Below are 23,606 nucleotides of genomic sequence, written 5' to 3'. Positions count from 1 at the left end.
GCTATTCCCATACCTTCCAAGGGGCAACACCTTCATCCCAAAGTTTATTAAGATCATTTTTATCTTTTAAGCTATCCATCGGCTTCCAAAAGCCTTCATGTTTGAAAGTAAATATTTCTCCATCTTTAGCAAGTTTTTGCAGTGGTTCTTGCTCAAAAACAGTTGCATCTCCACCTGTAATGTAGTCAAAAACTTTCGGTTCGCAAACAAAAAACCCTGCATTTATCCAACCACCGTCACCCTTTGGCTTCTCTAAAAAATCTGTTACCTGATGTGATTCAGAGATATTAAGTGCACCAAAACGTCCATCTGGTTGAGCAGAGGTCATAGTCATTGCTTTACCGTGTTTTTTATGAAATGCTACCAATTCTTTTATATTTACATCACTTACCCCATCTCCATAAGTGAGCATAAACGCTTCATTATCAATAACTTTTTGTGCCTGTTTAATTCGTCCTCCTGTCATAGAGTTCAGCCCTGTATCAAGCAATGTTACCTTCCATGGTTCACTTGAATTATTTAACACTTCCATTTTACCATTTGACATATCTATAGTTATATCACTTTGATGTAAAAAATAGTTTGCAAAATACTCTTTAATATAATAGCCTTTATATCCTAAGAGAATAACAAAATCATTAAAACCATACTCTGAATATATTTTCATAATATGCCATAAAATAGGCTTACCCCCTATTTCAACCATAGGTTTTGGCCTTATGTCTGTCTCTTCACTGAGTCTTGTTCCAAAACCGCCTGCTAACAGTAATACTTTCATAAATTATTTTCCTCAATTCCAAATATATTTTTAATTCTTTCTTCTGTTGGCTCTCTAAAAAAGTTTTCCTTGTACCACAAAGAAATTTGCTTTATTTCATCTTTATAATTTTTTCTATATACCAATAACTTATTATACAATTTCTCAATATCATCTTTAGTAAACGCAATATCCCAAATCTTCCCTTTTCCATGGGTCACTAATGGATTAGCGGTAAGATTATCTTGACTGGCTATTATTATTACAGATAATCCACAGGTTACTGCCTCAAGAGAAGTCCCAGAAGCAGTACCTATTACTAGTTTTGTGTTTTCAAAAAGTTTATAAATATTGCTATTCGAAATTTCAATAGTATTTGGGATATTACCAAGTTTATGTATATTAACTGCTGGATGGTTTTTAAATATCACATTATCTAAATGTTCTATCCTTTCTATCATATATTTTGTATCATTTTCTATATAAGAACCGAGCAAAAGTACATTTTTTTCTTCTTTGATACCCTGAAATTCAAAAACTCCTTTATATCTTAATGAAACTCCAACATCATATTTCACTTTTTCTCTATCTAATACATAATATTTTCCATTAACAGACACCTTATGAGGTGATGCAAGCATATCATAATCTAAATCATCTACATAAGCATTAAAATAAGTTTCATAATTTAAATAAAACTGTAATGCGTTTAATGTTATTTTGTCATTATGATTTCTAATCCCATAGTTAAAACTTCTCTCAATCACTTGAAATTCACTCCAGGAATATATTGTTTTTATACTCTCAATTTGAGCTAAATTTTTACCTAAAATATATCTTGTTAAACTATCAAAACTAAAATATTTAATATCATTAACTACAGCATTATTAAATATTTTATCAATATCATTCTCTTCTTTTTGTAACAGTCTTAATGTTTTAAATGGATACACTACTATAAGTCCAAACAGTTTCACAAAATCACTTAATTTCAAAAATTCATACTCAAATACAAAATCCTTTTTATCTTGATTTATTATTTTAAAAAAGTGTTTTAACTTTAATGGATTTTGACCAACGCCATAAGGTCTTAATAAAATAGCATACTGAGTATGATATTTTTCAAATATTTCATAGATACCGGTTAAATAATTTTCACTAAATTGACCATTTTCATTTGTCTTATCTATAAGTCCAAAAGTATCAATAATAATTTCTAATCTATTTTTTCTTTGTTTCTTATAATAAATTTTATAGATAAAAAAAGCAGTAACATATGAAAAATAAAGATAAATATTTTTTATATAATATTTCACTAATTTTCTTGTGAATAAAAACAGATTATTGTCTTTTTGAATATTATTTGTAAAAAAGTTTTTAGGAAACACACTTGCATATGGATTTTTAACTAAAGTAGCATTAATTATTGTATAGATATCCCATCTGGCATTTCTTTTTATCTTATCAATGTAGGCATGAAAATTACTTTTTTTATTTTGGTAATTCTCCTCTAATTCCTTTGGATTCAAAGTTTAAACTCCAAAAATGTATCAATATAATTTCCATACTGTTTTAACTCTGAATTATTATACCCATAAAAATTTATCTTATTCTTTTTAGCCGCATTATAGTCTGTGATGGCATCACCGATTAATATTGTTTCATCAGTTTTGTAATTATATTTCTCCATAATATTAGCTATTAAAATATCTTTTTTAGTTGGACTTCCATTGATTGATAAAAAATAGCATGTGATTTCAAACTGTTTACACAAATCATTAAGTTCACGATTTTCTGCACCTGAGACGATATGAAAATTATATTCTTTGTAATTCGCTTTTATAAATTCAATGGTTTCCATAATTAAGTTTTCTTTGTTAGATAATTTCATTTTAATAATCCGAGCAAATTTATCTGCTAGTTTTACAATTTCATCTTCTGAAATATCTTGATGCAAAATATCAGTATAAAAATATCTAATTTTATCAAATCTTGAAACACCACCGTTTTCATAATGATATTTCTCAATCTGTTGTAAATATTTTTTGTCATAACCATGGAACAATTCTACAAAACCATCCCCCTTAATCTTCATACTATCAAGTATAACACCATCAAAATCCCATAAAATTGTTTTAATCATGTAATATTCCAAATACAGTACATGGTAAGCCATCACACTGAGATATTCTAAGCGGTGACACTATAATTTCTTTAAACTGTACATTTTCGCTGATATTTTTCAAGTCCATATCTTCAAGTAAAAGTATAGGTTTTTGGGGATTTAAAAATCTTTTATGAGATTCTCTTCCTATCATTCTGTAAGCAAAACTAGAAACCGATATAGAATCAAATCCAAACACTCTGATAGATGGAAAATTTTCTATTAAAAAATTATAAATATCTCCATGAAAACCATAATTCTCTTTCCAGAATTTTTCACTATTTCGACTATTACAAATACCTGTTTTTACAATTAAAATATCATAACCAATATCTGTGATGTTTTTTAATCTTGCTGTCAATTTTTCGTTTATAATTAACTCTTCTTGAACTATCTCTACAATGAGTGGTTTTTTAAATACCCAAAAATCAGCATTAAAATCCTTAACAGTCTGTCCCTTTTCATAAAAGTGGTAGGGCATATCTATATGTGTACCTATATGAACAGTAGTAGATATTGTTGTATCATTAGCAACATCCCCTTTTAAAATATCACTTTTTTTTATTTGTACAAATTTATTTTTATTCCCGTAAGCAGGTGTGTGTTCATCTAATATATAAGACAAAAACAACATCTACGCTTCCAGCTCTTCATGAATAACTTGAATACATTCCAAAAGACCCTGACCTAAATCAATATACGGATTTGCCACCAACTTTTTGGCAACAGTTGGATGATACGAATAAGGAGTAATTTTATAGTGTCCCATGTTATTATCTGTAATTTGCTTCAGCTCTAGCTTGTTTTGCATGATCTCATTTATCATTGTAAGGAGTTCTATACGTTTTAGTCTTTCAGTTCCTGTTAAGATAATATGCTCATTTTCGTAACTTTCATCCTCTAAAATGTCGACTGAAAGTTTTGCTGCATCTGCTGCGTGAATGTATTCTCTTAGATCTTGACCATCACCTTTGTAGTGAAGTTCTCCATTTTTCAAGGCATCATATAAAAGATTATAAATATAATTGTTATGACTCGCTCGCTCTCCATACAAAGAGCCGTAACGAATAACTGTATATTTCAGACCATACCTTTTATAATATTCTTCCGTAAGTTTCTCTGATGTTTGCTTACTAATGCCATAAAAAGAACCCTCATTACTAAGGGCATAAGCACTGCTTGCATACACAAATCTTTCTACTTTTCTTGTTTTACATACTTCAAGTATATTTAGATTCCCCATAACATTTATATTCATAGTATTGATTGGGTCGTGGATAGCATCATCAAGATTTGCTATCGCTACAAAATTATATACAATATCAGCGCCATTAATTACATTTTTTATACTGTTCATATCTAATATATCTACAGTTTGAAACTCTTGATTTACTTGTAAATACTTTGACTTATGAATATCAGCAATAACTACATCATAGTTTCTACGAGACAGTTCATCAGCGACATACGAACCTAAAAAACCACTTCCACCGAAAATAACAACTTTCTTACGATTTGGCATTTAATACCTCACTGCACTGAATTTTTAGGAGTACTAACATATGGCACTCTCCACTTTGAATTCTTATCATAATTTATAATACTCTCTTAAATGTTTTATAGCGCTCATACCCATAGCTTCTACAGCTTCCTTTGCGTTTCCACCAATGTGCGGTGTGCATATAAGATTTGGAAGTTCTAAAAATTCTTTATCTGTAGGTGGTTCTTCAACATAGGCATCTATCGCAGCACCTGCGATTATGCCGTTTTTTAAAGCATATTTTAAATCATTTTCATTTATCAGACCACCTCTGGCCGTATTTAACAAATATGCTGTTTTTTTCATCATTTTCATTTCATTTAAAGTTATGAAATTATATGTGCTTTCATCTTGTGGTGTGTGCACTGTTATAAAGTCAGACTCTCTGTAAAGTTCTTCTTTACTCACTTCTATCAAATCGTTTTGAGTATAGTATTCATCTTGATTTATAATATCATTCACAAGTATTTTGCACCCAAAAGGCTTCAACAGTCTCACTAATTCTTTGCCTATGTAACCCACGCCAACTATACCAACTGTTTTTCCGCTCAGTTGAAATCCTCCGGACTTATTCCAGACACTACTTTTAAGTTCATTTGTTGTCATAAAAAGATTACGACTAAACATAAGCATAAACCCGAGTGCCATCTCTGCTACTGAAAGACGATTTACTCCTCCTGTCCAGCCAATAGCTATGCCCCTTTTTTTACATGCTTCTTTATCTATATTATTAAGACCAACACCATATTTTGAAATTATTTTTAAATTTTTACAATGCTGAAGCACTTCTTCATTCACAGGTTCCAGTCCAACAATCAAAGCCTCAGCATCTTTGATATACTCTATCAACTCATCTTGATTAAATCTTTTGCCATCTAAATTTAACTTAGCCTCTGGAAAATATTTATATACTTCTTCTTGTAAGATTTTATTTTTTGAAAAACTTGGACTTGTTGCTACTATATTCATAATACTAATCCTTAAAAATTTTTAATATGATAGTATCACATTTCCAATTATTTATTAAATCATTCCTATAAGCTTCTAATGTTTTTTCAGAAAAAATATCAAATCTACCTTGTCCCCCTGGTTTTCCATCCATCATCCAAGTTATATGATTTGACAAATCATATCTCTGTTCCGCTAATAATTCATATTTATATCCTAACTCATCTAAAATATATTTCAATGATTGAGGATTATAATAATAATGATGCGCAATAGACCAATAAAATTTTTCAAATGTTGGTATATTATAAACAGAAGTCAATACATCCGTAGCAGATGGTATTTCGGCTATAATAACTCCACCATCATTGAGTATTTCGTAAGTTTCTTTTAAAAAATCAAATGGATTAGCTATATGTTCAAATACAAAAAAATGTACTATCAAATCAAATTTAATACTTTCTTTATTCTTTAATTCACTTATGCTTTCGTAAGCTTGATGCCCGTTCTTTTTTAAAAATTCTAAGAATTCACCAGATGGTTCAACCCCATAACAATCTAACCCAACATTTTTAAAAGCATCCATCATAAATCCTGATGAACAACCAATTTCTAATATTTTTTTGCCTTTGTGCAAATGATTGGCTAAAAAGTGCCATCGCCTTTTTACTTGATCTTGGTTTGAATCTATATGCTTTTGTGCATTGCTCCAATCTCGATGGTCACCTACTCTTTTGGACATAAATTTTTCAAACTCTTTTTTATAAAAATGTTTTTCTTCTTCTTCGGTTAAATATGGGTATAAATATATTACACCACATTTTGAACATTCCCAAAAATTATGCTCATCTTTTCCACCAAATACATAATCTGCTCTTAAGATTTGATTCTCTTTACATTTACATACTCTACATATTGGCATTTTAATTCTCCTTAACCCACTCAATCATTTTTTTTAAACCTTGCTCAAAACTTGTTAATGGTCTATCATATATACTGAGTAATAATTGATTATTTGCATATATCCCAAACTGATCACCAGGAGTACCTTTTGATATGACAACATCTTTTGTACTTTGTAAATTATCTTTTATTAAAGTCAATATCTGTTTGACTGTTGTTTTTTTACCTGTCCCAATATTTAAGATTTTGTTTTTAAATTTATCATTTCTTGAAGACTCTATAGTGATGTCAACAACATCATCAATATATATTAAATCCCTAAAACGATTTAAATCACCTTTTACAAGTACCTTTTCAAAAGAATCATCTAAAAATTGCTTCAGATATATACTAACCATGCCCTGTTTTAAATTTTCAAGATTTTGCCCCGGACCATACACATTAAAGTATCTTAATGCTACATACTCTATATCATATTGTTGTGCAAAAATTTTCATATATTTTTCACTTGCCAATTTGCCAACAGCATAAAATGATTTTGGATTTTCAACATCATCTTCAGAAAATTGCTCTTTATTGGATTGCTCCCCATATACAGACATAGTAGAAGCATATACAAATTTTTTACATCCTGTTTTTACACAATATTGCAATAACTTCAAAGTAGATAATGTATTAGTATTTAAATCATATTCTGGGTCTTCAAAACTTATCTCCCCAGAACTTTGACCACCTATATGAAAAATTACATCAAATTTTGCATTTTGAAGCTTTTCAATAGTTTCATTTTTACTAAAATCTTCATTAATAAAAACTGTATTTTTAGGGATGTTAGAAAGATGACCTGTTTGAAGATTGTCTATAACATATACTTCATTTCCCTCATTTAACAATCTATTAGCAATAGCACTACCAATAAACCCTGCTCCTCCTGTTACTAAATATCGCATCTTATTTTCTCTTTCGTATAAGTTTTGCAGGAACACCACCCATAACAGAATATGGTTCTACATCTTTTGTAACTACAGAACCCGCACCAATAATTGAACTTTTGCCTATTTTAGTATTTGCTGTAATCACACAATTTGAGGAAATCCAAACATCATCTTCTATTATAATCTCACCATAAGTATGTCCTTGTTCTCTAAACGGAACATTGGGGTCATCAAAAGTATGATTTGCGGCTCTTAATACACAATTCGGAGCAATCGCACAATCATCTCCAATAACTATCTTACCAAAACTAGCACCAAGTTGTGAATTGGTATTCATTGTGAAGTTATTTCCTATCACAATATCCCCTCCATCATGAGCATAAACATAACTATTTTTCATTAATACTATATCATTACCTAATGAAATATTTTTAAACCCCATAATAGTTACTCCAGTATCAATATTAAATTTTCCTTTTACTTCTTGAAAAAAAGGTCTATAACCCCAATATCTTAATGTTGTGCCCAGTTTTGTTGGTATTGATGATAAGAATGCTATATAAAGTTGAAAAAATAACTTTTTAAATTTATTGATAACTTTCAATTAACTCATCCTTTTTAACCATATCCATAATCCTCTCTAAAATTTCTATATCCACTATTATCTCTTTAATACCTCGCTATCTCTTATAAACTCAAATTTATCAATACAATATTTATAAAAAATATCATAAAAAAATAAAAGTTTATAAGTAATGTCATAAATAAGATTGATACTATCTACTACTTCATCTTGATTGAAACTATACTCATGAGCTATCTCATTTCTATCTTTTCTCAACTTCAACCATTCATTTTTATCTACAATTCCTAATTCTTCTAATCTATTGAGTCTGTCTATAAATGGTTTACTTTTTACCTCTTCTCCCATTAGCTCAAGCAATGCTGGGAAAAGTTTATCTCCCATAGTATCCTGTAGCTTAGAAAATCTAAATATAAGCTGATCTATATAGCTAATATAATCATCATTAAGATTGTTATACTTTTGAATATTAAGTGGTATAATTGAATCCAGTTTCTTTTTTGCTAAAAGTAACCTTTTTTTATGCTGATTACATTCATGGAGTTTTTCTATAAATGTAGCTTTTAGATCTCTCATAGTTCTATCCCTGTTCTTAAAGCCTCTTTTTCTATAAGTCTATTTAAATCTTTTGCAATTACTACATCAATTTTTTGCTCACCTATGTACTCATCTAATTTTACTAAAAAATCAATCTTCTTTTTTCTTAACTCATCTTGATTTCTTGGAATAATATACAAGTCAATATCCCCACCTCTTTTTGTATCATCTACACGACTTCCAAAAAGATAAATTTTACCATCTTTAAAAGTTTCAAAAAAAGCTTTTTTTATTAAGTTTACTTCATCATCAGTGAGTCTCATCTATTTATACCTTAACTTATATATAGTTCTCAAACAACTCATCATCTTTCATAATCTCCACAACTTTATCCAAATCTTCCTTTGTATCAACAGCTTTTGTTTCATACTCTGTGTCTATCATTTTAACTTTGCCCCCATTTTCAAGAATTCTCATCATATCAACTGATTCTATTATCTCTAAAGGTGTTGGTTCCATTTCATTGTACTCTAGTAAAAAATCTCTAGTAAATGGTATGACACACACTTGTTTTTTCATAGGAACATCCAAAACACCTTTTTTTCTACTTGGTATTGGTTCTCTTGAAAAATAAAGGGCATGATTATTCTTATCCATAACAACTTTTACTTCATTTGGATCTTCAAACTCTTCAACCGTGTTTAAATCGGCTACTAAGTTTGTAATTTTTATGCTTGTATCTTGAAGCATAGGTTCTACTGCTTCATCTATCATCTGAGGAAATGTCAAAGGCTCATCACCCTGCACCATTATCATGATGTCAACTTTGATATTTTCATCTTGTTCTATTTTAAGCATAGCCTCCGCACACCTGTCACTGCATCTCTCATGGCAATCACTTGTCATAACAGCTTTTCCGCCTATGGATTCTACATAATTATAAATTTCTTCATCACATGTAGCTACATACACTTCACTCAAAAGTTTAGACATTTTTACCCTTTTGTAAACATGTCCTATCATTGGCATTCCAAGTATATCTGCCATCGGTTTACCTGGAAACCTACTTGAGCCCATTCTTGCTGGAATTATCGAAATGATATTCATGATTTTAATCCTTTTTTAATTGTTTCCATCCCTTTTATAGCCAAATCTCGCATAAAAAAGTAATCTATCCCGTAAGCTAAGAATGTACAACCTTGTTCTATCTTCTCTTGTAATTTTGATGGGTCTGTATCTACTACATGAAAACCTGAGGGGATATTGTTTTTTTTGCAACTATCGAGTACAGTTTGCACAGCATCCTTTACATCATCTCGTTCAAACTCTCCAGGATGACCTATACTACCGCTTAAGTCATACGGACCTATAATAGTACCATCTATTCCTTCTACACTTATAATTTCATTTATATTATTTATTGCATCTATATGCTCTATTTGAGCTATGATTACAAGCTCTTCTTCCACCCATTTTTTATATTCTTCAAAACCTGTTCCATATTTAGAAGCTCTGTATAGTCCAACACCTCTTTTGCCTATTGGTGGGTACTTTGCAAACTCTACTGCCTGCAGCGCATCTTCTTTTGAATTTACCATGGGCACTATGATGCCATCAGCTCCCATATCTAAAACTTTTTTTATGATTACTTCTTCATTTTTACTTACTCTTACAAGTGCTTTTATTCCACTTGATTGAATGGTCGCTATTAAATCTTGAATTGTTTTTAAGTCTATTGAAGTATGCTCTGTATCTACTACAAGCCATTCAAAACCAGCCAAAGCCATAACTTCAACACTCATAGTATCGCCTATCATTATCCAACTACCAATAGTTAACTCATTGTTTTTTAGTTTATTTTTTAGTGACATTTTTTAACCTTAAAAAAAGTGTATTTATCTCATCTCTATCAGTTGCAAAAACTTTTGGAAATATATATGCTCCTATTATAACAAAACCTGTATATAGTGTACTTGATGTCAAAAAATTTATCAGAGGAGAGGTAAAACTAAAAACATGACTTGATATATAAGCGATGACTACAAAAAACACTATGGAATAAATTTGATGATATACAAATGACTTCATCTTAAAGTTTAAAAATTTAGCATTAAAATAAAGTTGAATATTTACACCAATTAGTTGAAGAATAAGTATTTTAACGGCAAGTCCTATAGCCCCAAAATCTAAAATATATATCAGTCCAAAAGATATAAACATCCCTAGTGGCTGTGTAAATAAAGATATATTGCGCATAAGTTTCGTCTTCCCAGTAGCATAAAATACACTTCCACTAAGCTGTCCATAAGTTTGATGAATAGGGTACAATGCCATTATCATTAAAACCGGATAAGCATTTTGAAATTTTTCATCTGTAAATATTGCCAATACATTTTCACTCTGTATAGAAATAAATACCGCAAAATATGCAGCTATACTATAAAGCATAGGTATATATCTATAAAAAAGTTTTCTCATATTTTCTAAATCTTTTTTCTCATAAGATTTACTAAATTCTCTAGTGATGATAGGTGTCATAGCAGAGGTAAATAAAAAACACATAGCTGCTAAACTATAAGCAAGACCATAAAACCCGGTTTGTTCACTTCCAGCTATTTTTTGAAGTAGCCAAATGTCAAAAAAACCGGCAATTAGTCCTACTATGCTGTATATCACAAGAGGATGACAATATTCTATAAACTCTTTTGAGAGATTTAGAATTGAAAATTTAAGACTAAAAACATTTTCAAATATCCTTTTTTTAACAAACAGCCAAGAAATTATCAATAAAAAAGATACTAATGCAATATATTGAAAATAAAAATATTTATGCAAATCAAAAACAGTAACATAAACAAAATACAAAAGCAACAAAAGAGATGCTATTTTATGCCCTATTTTTATAAGTTCCACTGATACAGTCAATGCATAGGCATCTGATATTTTAATGAATATTTGAGTAAACCATGAAAGAAAACCAAACAGTAAACCCATAAAAATATATTCACTTGGTATATTTGGCAAAAGTTTTTCACTGTAACCCAAGCTTTTAACACCATATACAAAAAGTAATACTATAAACAATACTGCAATAGAATATAAGAAATAAAATGAGATAAGCTCTTTTCTAGTATGCTTAGCTGAGAGTTTTGTAAAAAAAGCGATAGAACTTCCCATATCTAAAAAACCAATCGCTTTCATAAAAAAATCTTGAAGATATACAAACTGCCCGTAAGCAACAGGACCTAATGCTTTTGGTACAATAGCTACTAAAATAGCACCTATAATACCACTTATAATATTTGCAAAGAGTTTAATGCTGTATCGTTTTTTTAGGCTATGTTCTTGCATTTAGTTCTTTCTCTAATATTTCTGTAACTAACTTTTTGGTATCACATTTTTTTGAAGAGTAATACTCTATAATGTCATCATATCGTTTTCTATTTTTTGTTATATTTTCAATATTTCTAACTTTTTCTTCCAAATCATCAACAGTATCAACTAAAATGAACATTTTTTTCATATCTTCTAGTGTCTCTTCTGGTAAGCAGAGAGGTGGTCCACTAAACAAGATTATATCTCTTTTATAGTGCAATTCTCTATTTATAAACTCTGACGAAAAATAGTCACTAATTATGTATTTACTTTTCGGAATTAAATTTTGAATTGGAATACTAAATTCTATAGTCACATTTGGATAATTCTGACTTAATTCTAAAAATGGTATATATAACATTGTCTCCAGCATAATACCTGGCTGTATTTTGATACATATATTTTTATCTTTCAATTTTACACCAAAAAGCTCTATTATTTTTTTATGTCTTGTGTATATATTATTTGTATCCGTTGAAACTAAATGAGAAAAATTATTTATTAACACTCCTGTATATGAATAACCGGTACAATATGTAATATATAAAAAATCAAACTTTTTTTTCTTTTCTTTTATTGAATAGTTAAAATTTATACTACCTACAGATTCAATTTTTTTAGCTCCTCTATTCTGAAATAATTCTTTAGTAAAGTCATTAAATACAAAGTTTATATCAGCAGGATATATTTCATTGTATTTTAAAAAAATATTTTCCTGTAAATAACTGCCATGTTGCATAAATATATTTGGAATTGAATTTTTTTTATTTATAAGTATTTGTCGATAGTTTTGCATCCTGGATAAAAAAGAAAAAGGTTTTATAATTATATATTTTTCATCATATTTGGTTAGATGAATAGTAATATCTTCTAATAATTTCATATATTGATTTTTAAATAGACTGTTTTTTTTATCTATTATAGTTTTATTTACTCTTCCTATGAAATCAAAAATTTGCTTTTTTTCAATACTCTCTTTTCTCGTTACCGGATTCAAATCATTATAGACATCTAAAAAATGTATCATATCATATGGTAAGCTTGTATCTTTTCTTAAAATATATTTATTTATAATATTTTCAAATATATCTTTTTTATATTTTAAAGTATTAAAAATATTTTGTAGTTTATTCTTTTTATAAAAACTTGCATCTTTATTTTTTATGTTTATAATTTTATCCACATATTGATTATCAAATAAACAACTTTTATATAAAAAACAATTCTCTTCTCTTTTTATACCATCTACATCTGTAAGATAAAAAATTTGTCTATTTTCTTTTTTGGCTAATTTTAAATAACTTTTGAGCTGATTAAAATATTTTTCAAAAGTTATCAAAAAAGCAAAATCTCTAAATAAAAAACTCAATTCTTTAAAGTCACTAAAAATTTCTTCAAACTCTTTATATTCTTTAAATACATTTTTATGAAATTCTTCAATCTTTACTATATCATGAAAAGTAATAAATTTTTTCTTAGCTTGATTCAATAAAAAGCTAGAATAAGGGGTCAATGATAATATATTTGCATTAATATCTTTCAGATAATTACTTAAATCAAAACTATTTTGTTTAAATCTCATATCAACAATATATAAATATTTATCTTTCAAATCTATCCCCAACCTTGTAGTCTTTATCAGATATTTCACCCAAAACATCTTTCAAATACTTAGGATGTATTCCATATCCTGGTCTTACACTTCTTACATTTTCTTCATTAAATTTTTCACCTTTTTTTATATTTTTAGCCACATAAAGACTTCGTGCAAATTGACGAGATTTTTTCTTTTTTTCATTCATACTATAGTCAACTTTTCCAAGCAATTTCTCAGTATCTCTTATAGCTTTTACCATATCACTAAATTCTTGTTTATCAAGACTAAAATCAGCATCAGCTCCACCTATGCTTTTATCTAGTATAAAGTGTTTTTCAATCACTTTCGCACCAAGAGTAACCGCTGCTATAGGAGCAGTTAAACCTAAAGTATGGTCACTAAAACCACTAATAACTCCAAAAGTTTGTGCTAAGTTTGGTACCATTTGCAAGTTTGCATCTTCTAATGGCGCTGGGTAAGCTGAAGTACATTTTAATAAAACTATATCATCATTTCCCACACCCCTACAGATATCTACTGCATCCTGTATTTCATCTATTGTAGCAATTCCAGTTGATATGATAATAGGTTTACCTTTACTTGCAGTGTATCGAATAAGTTCGTAATCTGTTATCTCAAAAGAAGCTATCTTATATGCTGATGGATGAAACTGTTCTAAAAAATCAACAGCACTTTTATCAAATGGAGATGAAAAAATATCTATACCAATGCTTCTAGCATACTTAAATAGCTCTTTATGCCATTCCCAAGGGGTATATGCCCATTTATAAAGTTCATACAAACTTTTTCCATCCCAAAGAGTACCGCCTTTTACTATAAAATCATCTTTTTTACAATCAATTGTCATTGTATCAGCTGTATATGTTTGAAGCTTTATAGCATCTGCTCCTATCTCTTTAGCTGCTTTTATAGTATCTTTTGCAATCTCAATATCTCCGTTATGGTTTGCGCTCAACTCTGCTATGATATAAGTTCTATCTTTTGTTAAATCAAAATTACCTATTTTCATTATCTGCCTTTTCAATTTTTAGGATATACTTTTGACCATTTTTATAAAAAAATGCCGGATATTCTTCATTGTCAACGATTCTTAATAGGTTAAATTGTTCATTAATTGTTTTCTGTATATCCAGCTCACTGTCTTTTGTACTTCGCTTAGGGTAAAAACTTTCCTCACCTTTTTGTGCTTTAGGATGTTTATATATTTCATAATTATTTATAAATTCTAAACACATATCTATTGTAAAAAGAGCCTGCTTCTCCCTTAACTCATGATTTAATTCATCACCATCTAAATGAAGAGTTTTTTTCATATAAATATCGCCATCATCAACACCATTAGATGCCTCAAACATAGAAAATACTATATCATTTTTACCTTCTAAAATCTGCCAAAACATAGGTGCCCAACCTTTACCTTTTGGTAAATCACTTTCATGAACAACAATATTATGTCGATGTTTTTCAAGATACTCTTTTCCAATGATTTTATGATATCCTAAGATAAAAATAATCTCGAAATTATTGTCAATTATTTGATGTTCGAAGAATAATGTTGCATTTTTAACTTGATTAACCAATTGTTTAGCAAAGGGGACGAACCATTGATTTTTTGATGTTAAAATTGCTATATTCATTTTAAAACCCTCACACTTTTAAATGCTTCAACATAACGTTTTCCAACTCTCATACTTTGATAATTTGCATTGAGTTTTATTCCTTCTAAACTTCTTGGATGAGGATAGTCGCATAATTCCGATTTATACTCTTTCATGGCATCAAGTTTTAACTGTAATGTATCACTTACATCCCAAAATGTATCTGGAGAAAATGAAAGTGGATAGTTCCACTCTGTAGATGAAAGAATTTCAAAGCTATATATTTCTCTCACACATTCATCTTCCATCGGTCTCGTGGCTGTTATTACAGCTCTATAAGTAATTTGATGATCAATATTCAAATCATTTTCATAGTGTGTGAATATTATGTCTGGACTCACTTCATCTTTTACTTTTAATATGACCTTTACAATATCAAGTAAATCAACACTATCAAACCTATTATCTGGAAAAGCTTCTACAAAAACTTTTTTAATCCCTATTATTGCATTGGCTTTTTGTATTTCAATATTTAATAACTCTATTTCGTCTTTTTTATTTTCTACTACTCTGTTATCATCTCTACTCGTTTTTCCCTCACCTAATATAAGGGTATAAGCTTCATAGCCTTCTTTTATAAGTCTTGCGACTGTTGCAAAACAACCAAGAACTTCATCATCAGGATGAGCTGCTACTATTAAAATCTTTTTACTCATTTTCTATTACCTCAAATCTTCCAACTAATTTATTTTCTTTCATATGCACTTCACTGAATTCTATTTTTAGGTTATCAAGCAATACATAAGCTTTAGGATAGCCTTCAGCATCCAGCATACGGATAAAATCATACATCTTGTTTAAATCTTTTTTTTCTAAAATTTGAATATTACTCTCCGATGGTTTTCTTCTTCGAAACTCTGTTATTTCACCTTGTTGCTTTTGGGGTATTATGTTGTTTTCCAAGAGAGTAGGTATCATTTTTGTAAAAATTATATTTGAAAGTCTTATAAAGTTTTCTTCTGCACTACCCAAGGCAAGATTAAAATTTTCTTTTAAATATATATCACCACTATCTATCTTCTCATTTACTTTTAAAGCTGAAATCTTTGTATCATAAATTTCTCTCATAATCAGATTTTGAAAAGGGCTACCTCCTCTACCAAAAGGTAAATCTGTCATATGAAACACTACACATTCAAAATTTTGATAAATTTCTTTGGGGATTATCCATGACCAATGTGGAAAGAAAATATACTGTGGATTAATTTTTTGAACTTGTTCTAAGATTAATTCAGATTTATCCGTTATAAGATAAAAATTAAACTTCTTTTGATACTCTTGTTTTAATCTAAAATAATTAGCAATATTCCATTCTTTAATAGTTACTATTATAATATTTGGCATAGTATCTCTCTTAATTTATATAGTTCTGATCTATCTACAACACGATAGCCATTTTTATCTAAATAGTCATACATATCTTTTTGATTATCAGCTGTTTTAACAGCTATAAAATCCAAATCCATATATAAAACTTCATGCACTACAACACTTGGCGAAATAATGGCAAAATCACTTTTTTTCATCAACTGTGCAATATTATTTGAATCTATATGTAATTTTATCCAATTCTTAGTATATACATACTTTTTTAAACGATCCAAGTTTTTATTTGAAGATGTTGTTACTAGATTGATCCTAATATTCTCAAAACTCTCAAAGTTTTTCAATATATCAATATTTACATTGCTATGATCAGCTCCACCCATGGCTATGAAAAAAGTAAATTTTTCATTTCTTAAATAGGTTTTTTTTTGTTCTTTTTTAAATTCATCACGAATCAGTGTATATTTGCTACCACATCTAAGCTCACAGTTTTGTGGCACCAAGCCTTTATACTTTTTTTCATCCGCACTAATATTATGATTTAAAAGTATATCACAATAGTGTTTTTCATAGGTATCATCAAGTACCATCAGCTTGATATTTGGATTATACTTTTTTAATTTTTTTTCAAATTCAAAATCGATCTCATAATGATCTATCACTACCATCTCTACATGTAAAGAGTTCACAAGCTTATTAAACTCTTCAAAGTCATTTGAGTTTAGTATCTCAACTCTATATTCAGAATCAATTATTTTTTGGTTTATATTACCTTCTAAATTTTGTATAGCAAAAGTGATATCTGCACCTTTAAATTGCTTTGCTAAAACAAGGTCTCGCATAATATGACCTATCCCTATAATTGATGATGAATCTGCTCGAAAAAGAATTTTTTTATTATTTTTCATCTTTTTCCTTCATTAAAATCTTGCTGTATGACTTTGTACATAAGTTCGGCTCTTTTCCAATCTTCTAAAGTATCTATATCTTGCACTAAGTATCTAGGCAACAATATGGGAATAGAATCTTTACCAAACATAACTTCATCAGACTTTTCACCTAACTTTTTCCAGTAAAACTGACCTGCATCTTGATACGCCTCTTCTAAATCTTGACTGCGTGTCATATAGTATTCAGGATAAAACATTTTACATCTGCCATCCTCAGTCAATTTAAAAGTTCTTTGAATAGGGAAAGGCATGGAGGTAGCACTAAAAGCATTGATAGCATCCGAATCTTTTAGTCTTTCAAATCCCTCTACAAGATATTCTTTTTGTAAAAGTGGAGCAGTCGCATAAATAGTACATACATATTCAAAAATCTCTCCATGGTCTTTTAAATGTTGGACTGAATGTTCCATAACTGCATCAGTACCTGTAAAGTCATCTGCTAGTTCTTTTGGTCTGTTGATAATCTCAGCACCATATCTTTTAGCTACTTTAGCTATCTCTTCATCGTCAGTACTTACTATAATCTTGTCAAACAATTTGGATTCTAAAGCTGTTTGTATAGAGTACGCAATAAGAGGCTTACCAAAAAAATCTTTTATATTTTTTTTCAGTATTCGTTTACTGCCACCTCGTGCCGGGATAATAGCTATTGCATCTTTTTTCATCATCTACTTTAAAACCTCTAGTAAAGTTTCTATAACATACGCTTGTTCATCATCACTCAAAAGCGGATACATTGGAAGAGAAAAACACTCTTCATAGTATCTATCCATAACTGGGGTATTTTCATTTCCATAGCCCAATTTTTCATAGTATGGTTGTTTATTTATTGGTATGTAGTGAAGTTGTAGTCCTATCTGTTTTTCTCGCATTTTGTTAAACAACTCTACTTTAGAGATTTTTAATTGTGTGAAATCTACTTGCACTACATAGAGATGATACGATGACTTGCCATCAAAAGTATAAAGTGATTTGACTATAGAGTCTTTAAAGGCATCATCATATTTTTTTGCTATTGTAAATCTTTTCTTTACAAATTGAGGTAGCTTTTTAAGTTGAGAGACACCTAAAGCACACTGCATATCGGTAATACGGTAGTTAAATCCAAGTTCCCGCATCTCGTATTCCCAAGGTTTCATATCGGGGGTTTTAACCATTCCGTGACCTCGCAATGTAAGCATCTTTTCATAAAGCTCTTTTGAATTTGTAGTAATCGCTCCACCTTCAGCCGTAGTCAAATGCTTCACAGGATGAAAAGAGAAGATAGAAACATCAGAGTTTGTACAACTCCCTGCTTTGATGCCATTATACACGGCTCCAATAGCATGAGCATTGTCTTCTAAAATTCTAATACTATAGGTATCTTTTAGATATTTCAACTTCTCTTGATTGACCATGCGACCTGAAAAGGAAACAGCATATATGGCTTTGATAGAACTGTCTTTTTTAAGCTCCTCTTCACACAGATCCAAATCAATATTCCCGTCTTTTGCAATATCGACAAAAATTGGTTTAGCCCCTGCATACAAAATAGCATTAGAAGTAGCCAAAAATGAGTTTGGTGTAGTTAAAACTTTTTCATCCTTATTTAATAAAACTAATGAAGCCAAATGTAAAGCAGCGGTACCATTAGCAACAGCAATACAATATTTCGCTCCACAATAATTACTAAGAGCCTTTTCAAATACTTTTACTACCGGACCCGTTGTTAAATAGTCTGATTTTAATACATCTACGACAGCATCAATATCATCTTGCTCTATAAATTGTTTACCATAAGAAATAAATTGTTTCATCTTATAAACTTTGTTCCATTGCTAAAAACTCTTTTTTACTTATCCATTGTGTATTGTTTAATGAGTTATACTCAAATCCTATACCTATATCTTTACCTTCCTCACCCAAAGCATTAGCTGTATAATCAACATGATGGTTAAATTGAATTGTTGGAGTAATAACATAATAGGTTTTATATTCGACTACCCTGTCATCAGCTGTTATCATCACCTCATGCATCTTCTCCCCCGGTCGAATACCTATAATCTTATGTGGCAAATTTGGAGCTAAGGCTTTGGCTAAATCAGTCATCTTAATTGAAGGAATTTTAGGAATAAATATCTCTCCTCCATGCATTCTCTCAAAATTATTTAAAACAAACTGTACACCATCTTTAAGGGTAATTAAAAATCTTGTCATATCGGCATCGGTTATAGGTAATTCAGATGCACCTGTCTCAATAAGATTTTTAAAAAAAGGAACTACTGAACCCCGACTTCCAACAACATTCCCATAACGAACTACTGCAAATCTTGTTTTTCGTTTTCCTACTATATTATTTGCAGCTATAAAAAGTTTATCAGACGCCAGTTTAGTTGCTCCATAAAGATTAATTGGACTCGATGCCTTATCCGTAGAAAGTGCTATTACTTTTTCAACCTCATTTTTAATAGCAGCATTTATCACATTTTGAGCACCATCAATATTTGTTTTAATACACTCTGTTGGATTATATTCAGCTGCAGGAACATGCTTTAAAGCAGCCGCATGAATAACATAATCAACACCATCCATAGCATATTCAACACGCTGTGCATCGCGAACATCCCCTATAAAATACCTCATGCAATCATCATTAAAAGATTGTGCCATTTCATACTGTTTTAATTCATCACGACTAAAAATAATTATTTTGTTAGGTTTGTACTTTGCAAGTATCATTTCTGTATACTTTTTCCCGAAACTACCTGTTCCGCCTGTGATTAATATATTTTTATTGTTAAACATTTTGTTCCTTTGTTCTCATAATATTAAATTACATATTTGTATAGTTTACTAAGAGTTTTTCGTATTTTTTATAAGAGCAGTACTCAGTATATCTAAAATTTGAATTGTAGTAAAAAATTTATTTCTTATTATCTTAAAAGGTGAAAAATTTTCTGTTAGTATTACATAATCTGTTTTTTCTATTGCTATTGTCATAGACTGTTTCCAACTCTCTTTGCAGTTCTTCATACTCAGCTTTTTTTCTGGCGATAAACTTTTTTGTAAGATCTATTTTGGTTTTTATGCCATCTTCTGTCAAGAGGTATTTGTACTGGTTTTTATGTTTGTTAGCGAAAAAGTTTTCGGCTTTTACCAAGCCTTTTTCTATGAGGGCTTTAAGAACATAGTTTACTTTTCCTACACTGTATCCCAATTCATCAGCCAAAGATTTTTGACTTCTTGAGCTTTCTATCTTTCTAAGTACATTCAGTATCAATTCATCATTTTGCAATACGGTATTCCTAAAATTCAATTTTTGAATTATAATCTTTTTTTACTTATATAGTTATAAAATGTTCTCTTTCATTTCAATTTTTCTGGAATCTGTACTTTCTATGCTAAAACAAACTACAGAAAAAAACTAAATTTTTTTCTGTAGTGCCGACTGTTGTTTTTGTCATGCCACTCCCAGCCCACCCTAAAGGATGGGTTCCAAAAACAATAGCTTCCCGGAATCGGTACTTCAGTGCCGACTAACAATTCCAGGTTACAAAAATACCCATTACTATTAAAAGCACACACAATATTCTGACAATTAACAATAAAATTAGCTAAATAATATTTTTTTATGTACACTGTATTCAAATCAAAAAAAGGATTTCCATGAAATTTTTAGCTATATTAGCCATAAGTACTACACTGCTTTTTAGTGCAGTAGATATAAACAATGCAAATAAATCAGAGTTGACAACACTAAGCGGCATCGGTGCGAAAAAAGCTGAAGCAGTTTTAGCCTACAGAACAAATCACTGTTTTAAAAATGTAGATGATTTAACAGCAGTCAAAGGTATAAGTACTAAAACTGTAGAAAAGAACAGAGCTAATTTAACAGTCGGAAAGTGTAAAAAATAACTTAATTCCGCCAATTCTTATATTAAGAATATTGGCTAATAAACCATACAGTCTCAGCTGTTTGAACTTTTTTGCCACTCTCGCCCGCACTAAAAGCACGGGTTCCCAAATACTGTGGAATCAGTACTTTAGTGCCGACTATTTCCAAATTTTACTAAAATCAAACGGCAGTTCTTTGTTGCATTCATCAATTTTAAATGTCACAATCCCATCGCTAATATCACACATTTTTATATATTTGCCATTTTGAAGCTGGTACACTTTTGCATTTTCTTCTTGAGGATCAACCATGATGTAGTAGTTCACCCCCTCTTTTTCATACAAATCATATTTTACGCCTCTGTCTTTTTTGGCAGTTGCCTTGGACAATACTTCAAAAATAATTTTTGGCGCCTGTGTAATATAAGCATCATTTTTGGGTTCATGGCATATCACACTGTTGTCTGGCTGAACAACAGTATCTTCTGCAATTTTCCAATCAACAGGAAGCAAAACCTGACATTTTGGACAGTCTTGAAAAATACTTTTCAATTCCCATCCAATATTATTACTTATTTTCTGATGTTTAATCATAGGAGCAGGAGACATAGCGTACGGATACCCAGCTATCAGTTCCCACTTTCCATCCCATAATTTATAATCATCATACGTATATCGTGGTATTTCTTCTACTTTTAAAGCACCCATAATAAATCCTTGTAAAATTATTGTTCATTATAACAAAGTTTTACTTTTTATTTGAATGAGATATTGATAATATTTATTTTGTAATGATGTTCATGAGGTGGTGGCCTGTCTCGGAATCGAACCAAGGACACAGTGATTTTCAGTCACTTGCTCTACCGACTGAGCTAACAGGCCTTTGTGAAAGAGTTGGAATTATAGTCATACTTAACTGAATAGTTGCTTAGTATGAAGCTCTTCAGCCGTTTTTTTCTTTTTTCTTTGTCCCAACAGCTTTTGTATAGTTTTTTTAAAACAATATTTTTGTATTTATCCAGATCTTTTGTAAATACACACTGGCATTATCTTCTACATATTTACCGTTGCTTACCAACTTTCTTGCTACTATCTCAACCTACCCTGCAGGATGTGACATTCGGAATCGCTACTTTCTATATTAAAGCATGACTTGTGAGAAAAAAACTTGATGTTTTCTTGGAACCTAGGTTTTAGTCTTGAAAGACACAAAGCCCGCACTGAAGTACGGGTTCCGAAAAAGCCGCTTAACTTAATGGCATTGCCCTAAAGGATAGGTTCCGAAAAACTGCACATCTCTCGGAATCGGTACTTCAGTGCCGACTATTTCCAAATCTTGCTAAAATCAAACGGCTGTTCTTTGTTGCATGCATCTATTTTAAATACTACAACCCAGTCACTTACATCACACATTTTTATATATTTGTTATTTTGAAGCTTATACACTTTTGCATTTTTTTCCTGCAGGTCAACTGTGATGTAGTATTTTATGCCTCTGTCTTTTTTGTTGCTCTAAAATTTTTCCATCTAACTCATACTGAATTAAAAGCCTTTTTTCTTCACTATTACATGTAAGCAGCAGTTTTTTGAGCACTTTTATTCTGTATACATCCATATTTTTTCGAAATCCGAGTTGTGCATCATGCCCGGCATATTTTATAATAAGTGTTTCATCTATAAGCCCTATTTTATGCTTACATGTAATACGAAGCCACAGGTCATAATCTTCACAGACTTCTAAATGCTCATCAAAAAGTCCTACTGTTTCGAGTAAACTTTTCTGAAGTATTACGGATGACGGAGCAATATTACAATATGACAGATTTTCTAAAAAAGCATCTTTTCCTATTTTTCTATATTTTTTAGGTATTTTTACCGTAATTCCGTTTCTCACCCATTTTTCGTGCGTATAACTCATTAAAATATCCAGATTATGTGTATGAAAATCTACTTGTTTTTGCAGCTTTTGAGGGCAGAATTCATCATCTGAGTCCAAAAAAGCTATCCATTCGCTTTTGGCGATTTCTATACCTTTGTTCCGGGCAGCAGAAACTCCACTGTTTTTTTGGTAAATGTATATAATGTTTGGAAAATCATTTTGTATGTTACATGTAGTATCGGTAGAACCGTCATCTATCACTATAATTTCTTTTGGTGTGTATGTTTGAGCGAGTACTGATTTTATGGCTCTTTTTAAAAGTTTGTATCGGTTATATGTTGGAATGATTACCGATATGTCCATTTTTCACTCTCCTGCCACTCTCGCCCGCACTGAAGTACGGGTTCCCAAATAACTGCATATTCTTCGGAATCGGTACTTTAGTGCCGACTGTTGTTTCTGTCGTGCCACTCTCAGCCCACCCTAAAGGATGGGTTCCAAAAACAATAGCTTCCCGGAATCGGTATTTTACTCTCCTGCCACTCCCGCTCGCACTGAAG

At 30.3% G+C, this 23,606-nt stretch carries 28 protein-coding genes and 1 tRNA gene; 1 reads left to right on the top strand and 28 read right to left on the bottom strand.

Going from position 1 to position 23,606, the window contains the following annotated elements:
- Window position 1: 1 nt before the first annotated feature.
- The 24 genes from rfbF to ACM66U_RS04175 form a co-directional block, all read right to left on the bottom strand.
- A complete protein-coding gene (gene rfbF / locus ACM66U_RS04290) occupies window positions 2-778 on the bottom strand; it encodes a glucose-1-phosphate cytidylyltransferase (RefSeq protein ID WP_418641224.1) in 777 nt (258 codons plus the stop codon).
- The gene (locus ACM66U_RS04285) at window positions 775-2,286 is read right to left on the bottom strand and encodes a hypothetical protein (protein ID WP_151900694.1); all 1,512 of its coding nucleotides are present in this window, start codon (window positions 2,284-2,286) and stop codon (window positions 775-777) included. Before ACM66U_RS04285 ends, rfbF begins: the two co-directional genes overlap by 4 nt.
- A complete protein-coding gene (locus ACM66U_RS04280; RefSeq protein WP_346388549.1) occupies window positions 2,283-2,900 on the bottom strand; it encodes an HAD-IA family hydrolase in 618 nt (205 codons plus the stop codon). The genes ACM66U_RS04285 and ACM66U_RS04280 overlap by 4 nt, the downstream gene beginning before the upstream one ends.
- Window positions 2,893-3,555, bottom strand: a complete 663-nt coding sequence (locus ACM66U_RS04275) for a cyclase family protein (RefSeq protein ID WP_418641223.1) — start codon at window positions 3,553-3,555, stop codon at window positions 2,893-2,895. The genes ACM66U_RS04280 and ACM66U_RS04275 overlap by 8 nt, the downstream gene beginning before the upstream one ends.
- On the bottom strand, window positions 3,556-4,443 hold the full coding sequence (locus tag ACM66U_RS04270; protein ID WP_418641222.1) for an NAD-dependent epimerase/dehydratase family protein: 888 nt from the start codon (window positions 4,441-4,443) through the stop codon (window positions 3,556-3,558).
- Window positions 4,444-4,509: 66 nt separating this feature from the next.
- Entirely contained in the window at window positions 4,510-5,430 is a 921-nt protein-coding gene (locus ACM66U_RS04265; RefSeq protein WP_418641221.1) for a phosphoglycerate dehydrogenase, read from the bottom strand.
- Window positions 5,431-5,434: 4 nt separating this feature from the next.
- On the bottom strand, window positions 5,435-6,331 hold the full coding sequence (locus ACM66U_RS04260; protein WP_418641220.1) for a class I SAM-dependent methyltransferase: 897 nt from the start codon (window positions 6,329-6,331) through the stop codon (window positions 5,435-5,437).
- A 1-nt stretch (window position 6,332) separates the two neighbouring features.
- Window positions 6,333-7,262 (bottom strand): NAD-dependent epimerase/dehydratase family protein, encoded by a 930-nt coding sequence (locus ACM66U_RS04255; protein ID WP_418641219.1) that lies wholly within the window; start codon window positions 7,260-7,262, stop codon window positions 6,333-6,335.
- 1 nt (window position 7,263) lies between these two features.
- Window positions 7,264-7,851, bottom strand: a complete 588-nt coding sequence (locus tag ACM66U_RS04250; protein WP_283949346.1) for an acyltransferase — start codon at window positions 7,849-7,851, stop codon at window positions 7,264-7,266.
- Between the two features lie 57 nt (window positions 7,852-7,908).
- Window positions 7,909-8,406: a hypothetical protein gene (locus ACM66U_RS04245; RefSeq protein WP_418641218.1), complete on the bottom strand. Its 498-nt coding sequence runs from the start codon at window positions 8,404-8,406 to the stop codon at window positions 7,909-7,911.
- Window positions 8,403-8,690, bottom strand: coding sequence for a nucleotidyltransferase domain-containing protein (locus tag ACM66U_RS04240; RefSeq protein ID WP_418641217.1), 288 nt, complete (start codon window positions 8,688-8,690; stop codon window positions 8,403-8,405). The genes ACM66U_RS04245 and ACM66U_RS04240 overlap by 4 nt, the downstream gene beginning before the upstream one ends.
- Window positions 8,691-8,706: 16 nt before the next feature.
- Entirely contained in the window at window positions 8,707-9,474 is a 768-nt protein-coding gene (gene kdsB, locus ACM66U_RS04235) for a 3-deoxy-manno-octulosonate cytidylyltransferase (RefSeq protein ID WP_151900702.1), read from the bottom strand.
- Window positions 9,471-10,238, bottom strand: coding sequence for an HpcH/HpaI aldolase family protein (locus ACM66U_RS04230; protein WP_418641216.1), 768 nt, complete (start codon window positions 10,236-10,238; stop codon window positions 9,471-9,473). The genes kdsB and ACM66U_RS04230 overlap by 4 nt, the downstream gene beginning before the upstream one ends.
- On the bottom strand, window positions 10,222-11,718 hold the full coding sequence (locus ACM66U_RS04225) for a lipopolysaccharide biosynthesis protein (RefSeq protein WP_418641215.1): 1,497 nt from the start codon (window positions 11,716-11,718) through the stop codon (window positions 10,222-10,224). The genes ACM66U_RS04230 and ACM66U_RS04225 overlap by 17 nt, the downstream gene beginning before the upstream one ends.
- Window positions 11,705-13,354 (bottom strand): hypothetical protein, encoded by a 1,650-nt coding sequence (locus ACM66U_RS04220; protein ID WP_418641214.1) that lies wholly within the window; start codon window positions 13,352-13,354, stop codon window positions 11,705-11,707. The genes ACM66U_RS04225 and ACM66U_RS04220 overlap by 14 nt, the downstream gene beginning before the upstream one ends.
- On the bottom strand, window positions 13,344-14,369 hold the full coding sequence (gene pseI / locus ACM66U_RS04215; protein ID WP_418641213.1) for a pseudaminic acid synthase: 1,026 nt from the start codon (window positions 14,367-14,369) through the stop codon (window positions 13,344-13,346). Before pseI ends, ACM66U_RS04220 begins: the two co-directional genes overlap by 11 nt.
- A complete protein-coding gene (locus ACM66U_RS04210; RefSeq protein WP_418641212.1) occupies window positions 14,356-14,997 on the bottom strand; it encodes a formyltransferase family protein in 642 nt (213 codons plus the stop codon). Before ACM66U_RS04210 ends, pseI begins: the two co-directional genes overlap by 14 nt.
- Window positions 14,994-15,674 (bottom strand): PIG-L deacetylase family protein, encoded by a 681-nt coding sequence (locus tag ACM66U_RS04205; RefSeq protein ID WP_418641211.1) that lies wholly within the window; start codon window positions 15,672-15,674, stop codon window positions 14,994-14,996. The genes ACM66U_RS04210 and ACM66U_RS04205 overlap by 4 nt, the downstream gene beginning before the upstream one ends.
- Entirely contained in the window at window positions 15,667-16,362 is a 696-nt protein-coding gene (locus ACM66U_RS04200; protein ID WP_418641210.1) for a methionyl-tRNA formyltransferase, read from the bottom strand. Before ACM66U_RS04200 ends, ACM66U_RS04205 begins: the two co-directional genes overlap by 8 nt.
- The gene (gene pseG, locus ACM66U_RS04195) at window positions 16,347-17,252 is read right to left on the bottom strand and encodes a UDP-2,4-diacetamido-2,4,6-trideoxy-beta-L-altropyranose hydrolase (protein ID WP_418641209.1); all 906 of its coding nucleotides are present in this window, start codon (window positions 17,250-17,252) and stop codon (window positions 16,347-16,349) included. Before pseG ends, ACM66U_RS04200 begins: the two co-directional genes overlap by 16 nt.
- Window positions 17,249-17,959: a pseudaminic acid cytidylyltransferase gene (gene pseF, locus ACM66U_RS04190; RefSeq protein WP_418641401.1), complete on the bottom strand. Its 711-nt coding sequence runs from the start codon at window positions 17,957-17,959 to the stop codon at window positions 17,249-17,251. The genes pseG and pseF overlap by 4 nt, the downstream gene beginning before the upstream one ends.
- 3 nt (window positions 17,960-17,962) lie before the next feature.
- A complete protein-coding gene (gene pseC, locus ACM66U_RS04185) occupies window positions 17,963-19,090 on the bottom strand; it encodes a UDP-4-amino-4,6-dideoxy-N-acetyl-beta-L-altrosamine transaminase (RefSeq protein WP_418641208.1) in 1,128 nt (375 codons plus the stop codon).
- Between the two features lies 1 nt (window position 19,091).
- Complete coding sequence (gene pseB, locus ACM66U_RS04180) at window positions 19,092-20,078, bottom strand: UDP-N-acetylglucosamine 4,6-dehydratase (inverting) (protein ID WP_418641207.1); 987 nt, start codon at window positions 20,076-20,078, stop codon at window positions 19,092-19,094.
- A 133-nt stretch (window positions 20,079-20,211) separates the two neighbouring features.
- A complete protein-coding gene (locus ACM66U_RS04175) occupies window positions 20,212-20,568 on the bottom strand; it encodes a MarR family EPS-associated transcriptional regulator (protein WP_151900715.1) in 357 nt (118 codons plus the stop codon).
- Window positions 20,569-20,939: 371 nt separating this feature from the next.
- Between ACM66U_RS04175 and ACM66U_RS04170 the strand changes: the two genes are divergently transcribed.
- Window positions 20,940-21,188: a ComEA family DNA-binding protein gene (locus tag ACM66U_RS04170; RefSeq protein WP_418641206.1), complete on the top strand. Its 249-nt coding sequence runs from the start codon at window positions 20,940-20,942 to the stop codon at window positions 21,186-21,188.
- Window positions 21,189-21,326: 138 nt separating this feature from the next.
- On the opposite strand, the gene ACM66U_RS04165 is transcribed toward ACM66U_RS04170, so the two are convergent.
- The 4 genes from ACM66U_RS04165 to ACM66U_RS04150 all read right to left on the bottom strand — a co-directional run bounded on the left by ACM66U_RS04165 (window position 21,327) and on the right by ACM66U_RS04150 (window position 23,409).
- On the bottom strand, window positions 21,327-21,875 hold the full coding sequence (locus ACM66U_RS04165; RefSeq protein ID WP_151900717.1) for a Uma2 family endonuclease: 549 nt from the start codon (window positions 21,873-21,875) through the stop codon (window positions 21,327-21,329).
- 98 nt (window positions 21,876-21,973) lie between these two features.
- A tRNA-Phe gene (locus ACM66U_RS04160) sits at window positions 21,974-22,049 on the bottom strand.
- A 441-nt stretch (window positions 22,050-22,490) separates the two neighbouring features.
- Complete coding sequence (locus ACM66U_RS04155; protein ID WP_418641205.1) at window positions 22,491-22,613, bottom strand: hypothetical protein; 123 nt, start codon at window positions 22,611-22,613, stop codon at window positions 22,491-22,493.
- Between the two features lie 22 nt (window positions 22,614-22,635).
- Window positions 22,636-23,409: a glycosyltransferase family 2 protein gene (locus tag ACM66U_RS04150; protein WP_418641204.1), complete on the bottom strand. Its 774-nt coding sequence runs from the start codon at window positions 23,407-23,409 to the stop codon at window positions 22,636-22,638.
- Between the last annotated feature and the right edge of the window lie 197 nt (window positions 23,410-23,606).

Origin of the sequence: Sulfurimonas sp. ST-27 (assembly GCF_048081595.1) — a bacterium.
GTDB lineage: Bacteria > Campylobacterota > Campylobacteria > Campylobacterales > Sulfurimonadaceae > Sulfurimonas > Sulfurimonas hydrogeniphila.
Note: the sequence above shows the minus strand (reverse complement) of the source record. Positions and strands in the feature narration are given on the sequence as shown.

Bases quoted from the DNA above. Each gene is read 5' to 3' on its own strand.
- ACM66U_RS04210 (WP_418641212.1), bottom strand. From the start codon at position 14,997: ATGAATATAGCAATTTTAACATCAAAAAATCAATGGTTCGTCCCCTTT.
- ACM66U_RS04265 (WP_418641221.1), bottom strand. From the start codon at position 5,430: ATGAATATAGTAGCAACAAGTCCAAGTTTTTCAAAAAATAAAATCTTA.
- ACM66U_RS04255 (WP_418641219.1), bottom strand. From the start codon at position 7,262: ATGCGATATTTAGTAACAGGAGGAGCAGGGTTTATTGGTAGTGCTATT.
- ACM66U_RS04270 (WP_418641222.1), bottom strand. From the start codon at position 4,443: ATGCCAAATCGTAAGAAAGTTGTTATTTTCGGTGGAAGTGGTTTTTTA.
- pseB (WP_418641207.1), bottom strand. From the start codon at position 20,078: ATGTTTAACAATAAAAATATATTAATCACAGGCGGAACAGGTAGTTTC.
- ACM66U_RS04240 (WP_418641217.1), bottom strand. From the start codon at position 8,690: ATGAGACTCACTGATGATGAAGTAAACTTAATAAAAAAAGCTTTTTTT.
- ACM66U_RS04275 (WP_418641223.1), bottom strand. From the start codon at position 3,555: ATGTTGTTTTTGTCTTATATATTAGATGAACACACACCTGCTTACGGG.
- ACM66U_RS04245 (WP_418641218.1), bottom strand. From the start codon at position 8,406: ATGAGAGATCTAAAAGCTACATTTATAGAAAAACTCCATGAATGTAAT.
- pseC (WP_418641208.1), bottom strand. From the start codon at position 19,090: ATGAAACAATTTATTTCTTATGGTAAACAATTTATAGAGCAAGATGAT.
- ACM66U_RS04230 (WP_418641216.1), bottom strand. From the start codon at position 10,238: ATGTCACTAAAAAATAAACTAAAAAACAATGAGTTAACTATTGGTAGT.
- ACM66U_RS04205 (WP_418641211.1), bottom strand. From the start codon at position 15,674: ATGAGTAAAAAGATTTTAATAGTAGCAGCTCATCCTGATGATGAAGTT.
- ACM66U_RS04225 (WP_418641215.1), bottom strand. From the start codon at position 11,718: ATGCAAGAACATAGCCTAAAAAAACGATACAGCATTAAACTCTTTGCA.
- kdsB (WP_151900702.1), bottom strand. From the start codon at position 9,474: ATGAATATCATTTCGATAATTCCAGCAAGAATGGGCTCAAGTAGGTTT.
- ACM66U_RS04150 (WP_418641204.1), bottom strand. From the start codon at position 23,409: ATGGACATATCGGTAATCATTCCAACATATAACCGATACAAACTTTTA.
- pseF (WP_418641401.1), bottom strand. From the start codon at position 17,959: ATGAAAAAAGATGCAATAGCTATTATCCCGGCACGAGGTGGCAGTAAA.
- pseG (WP_418641209.1), bottom strand. From the start codon at position 17,252: ATGAAAAATAATAAAAAAATTCTTTTTCGAGCAGATTCATCATCAATT.
- ACM66U_RS04260 (WP_418641220.1), bottom strand. From the start codon at position 6,331: ATGCCAATATGTAGAGTATGTAAATGTAAAGAGAATCAAATCTTAAGA.
- pseI (WP_418641213.1), bottom strand. From the start codon at position 14,369: ATGAAAATAGGTAATTTTGATTTAACAAAAGATAGAACTTATATCATA.
- rfbF (WP_418641224.1), bottom strand. From the start codon at position 778: ATGAAAGTATTACTGTTAGCAGGCGGTTTTGGAACAAGACTCAGTGAA.
- ACM66U_RS04200 (WP_418641210.1), bottom strand. From the start codon at position 16,362: ATGCCAAATATTATAATAGTAACTATTAAAGAATGGAATATTGCTAAT.
- ACM66U_RS04170 (WP_418641206.1), top strand. From the start codon at position 20,940: ATGAAATTTTTAGCTATATTAGCCATAAGTACTACACTGCTTTTTAGT.
- ACM66U_RS04280 (WP_346388549.1), bottom strand. From the start codon at position 2,900: ATGATTAAAACAATTTTATGGGATTTTGATGGTGTTATACTTGATAGT.
- ACM66U_RS04165 (WP_151900717.1), bottom strand. From the start codon at position 21,875: ATGGGTGCTTTAAAAGTAGAAGAAATACCACGATATACGTATGATGAT.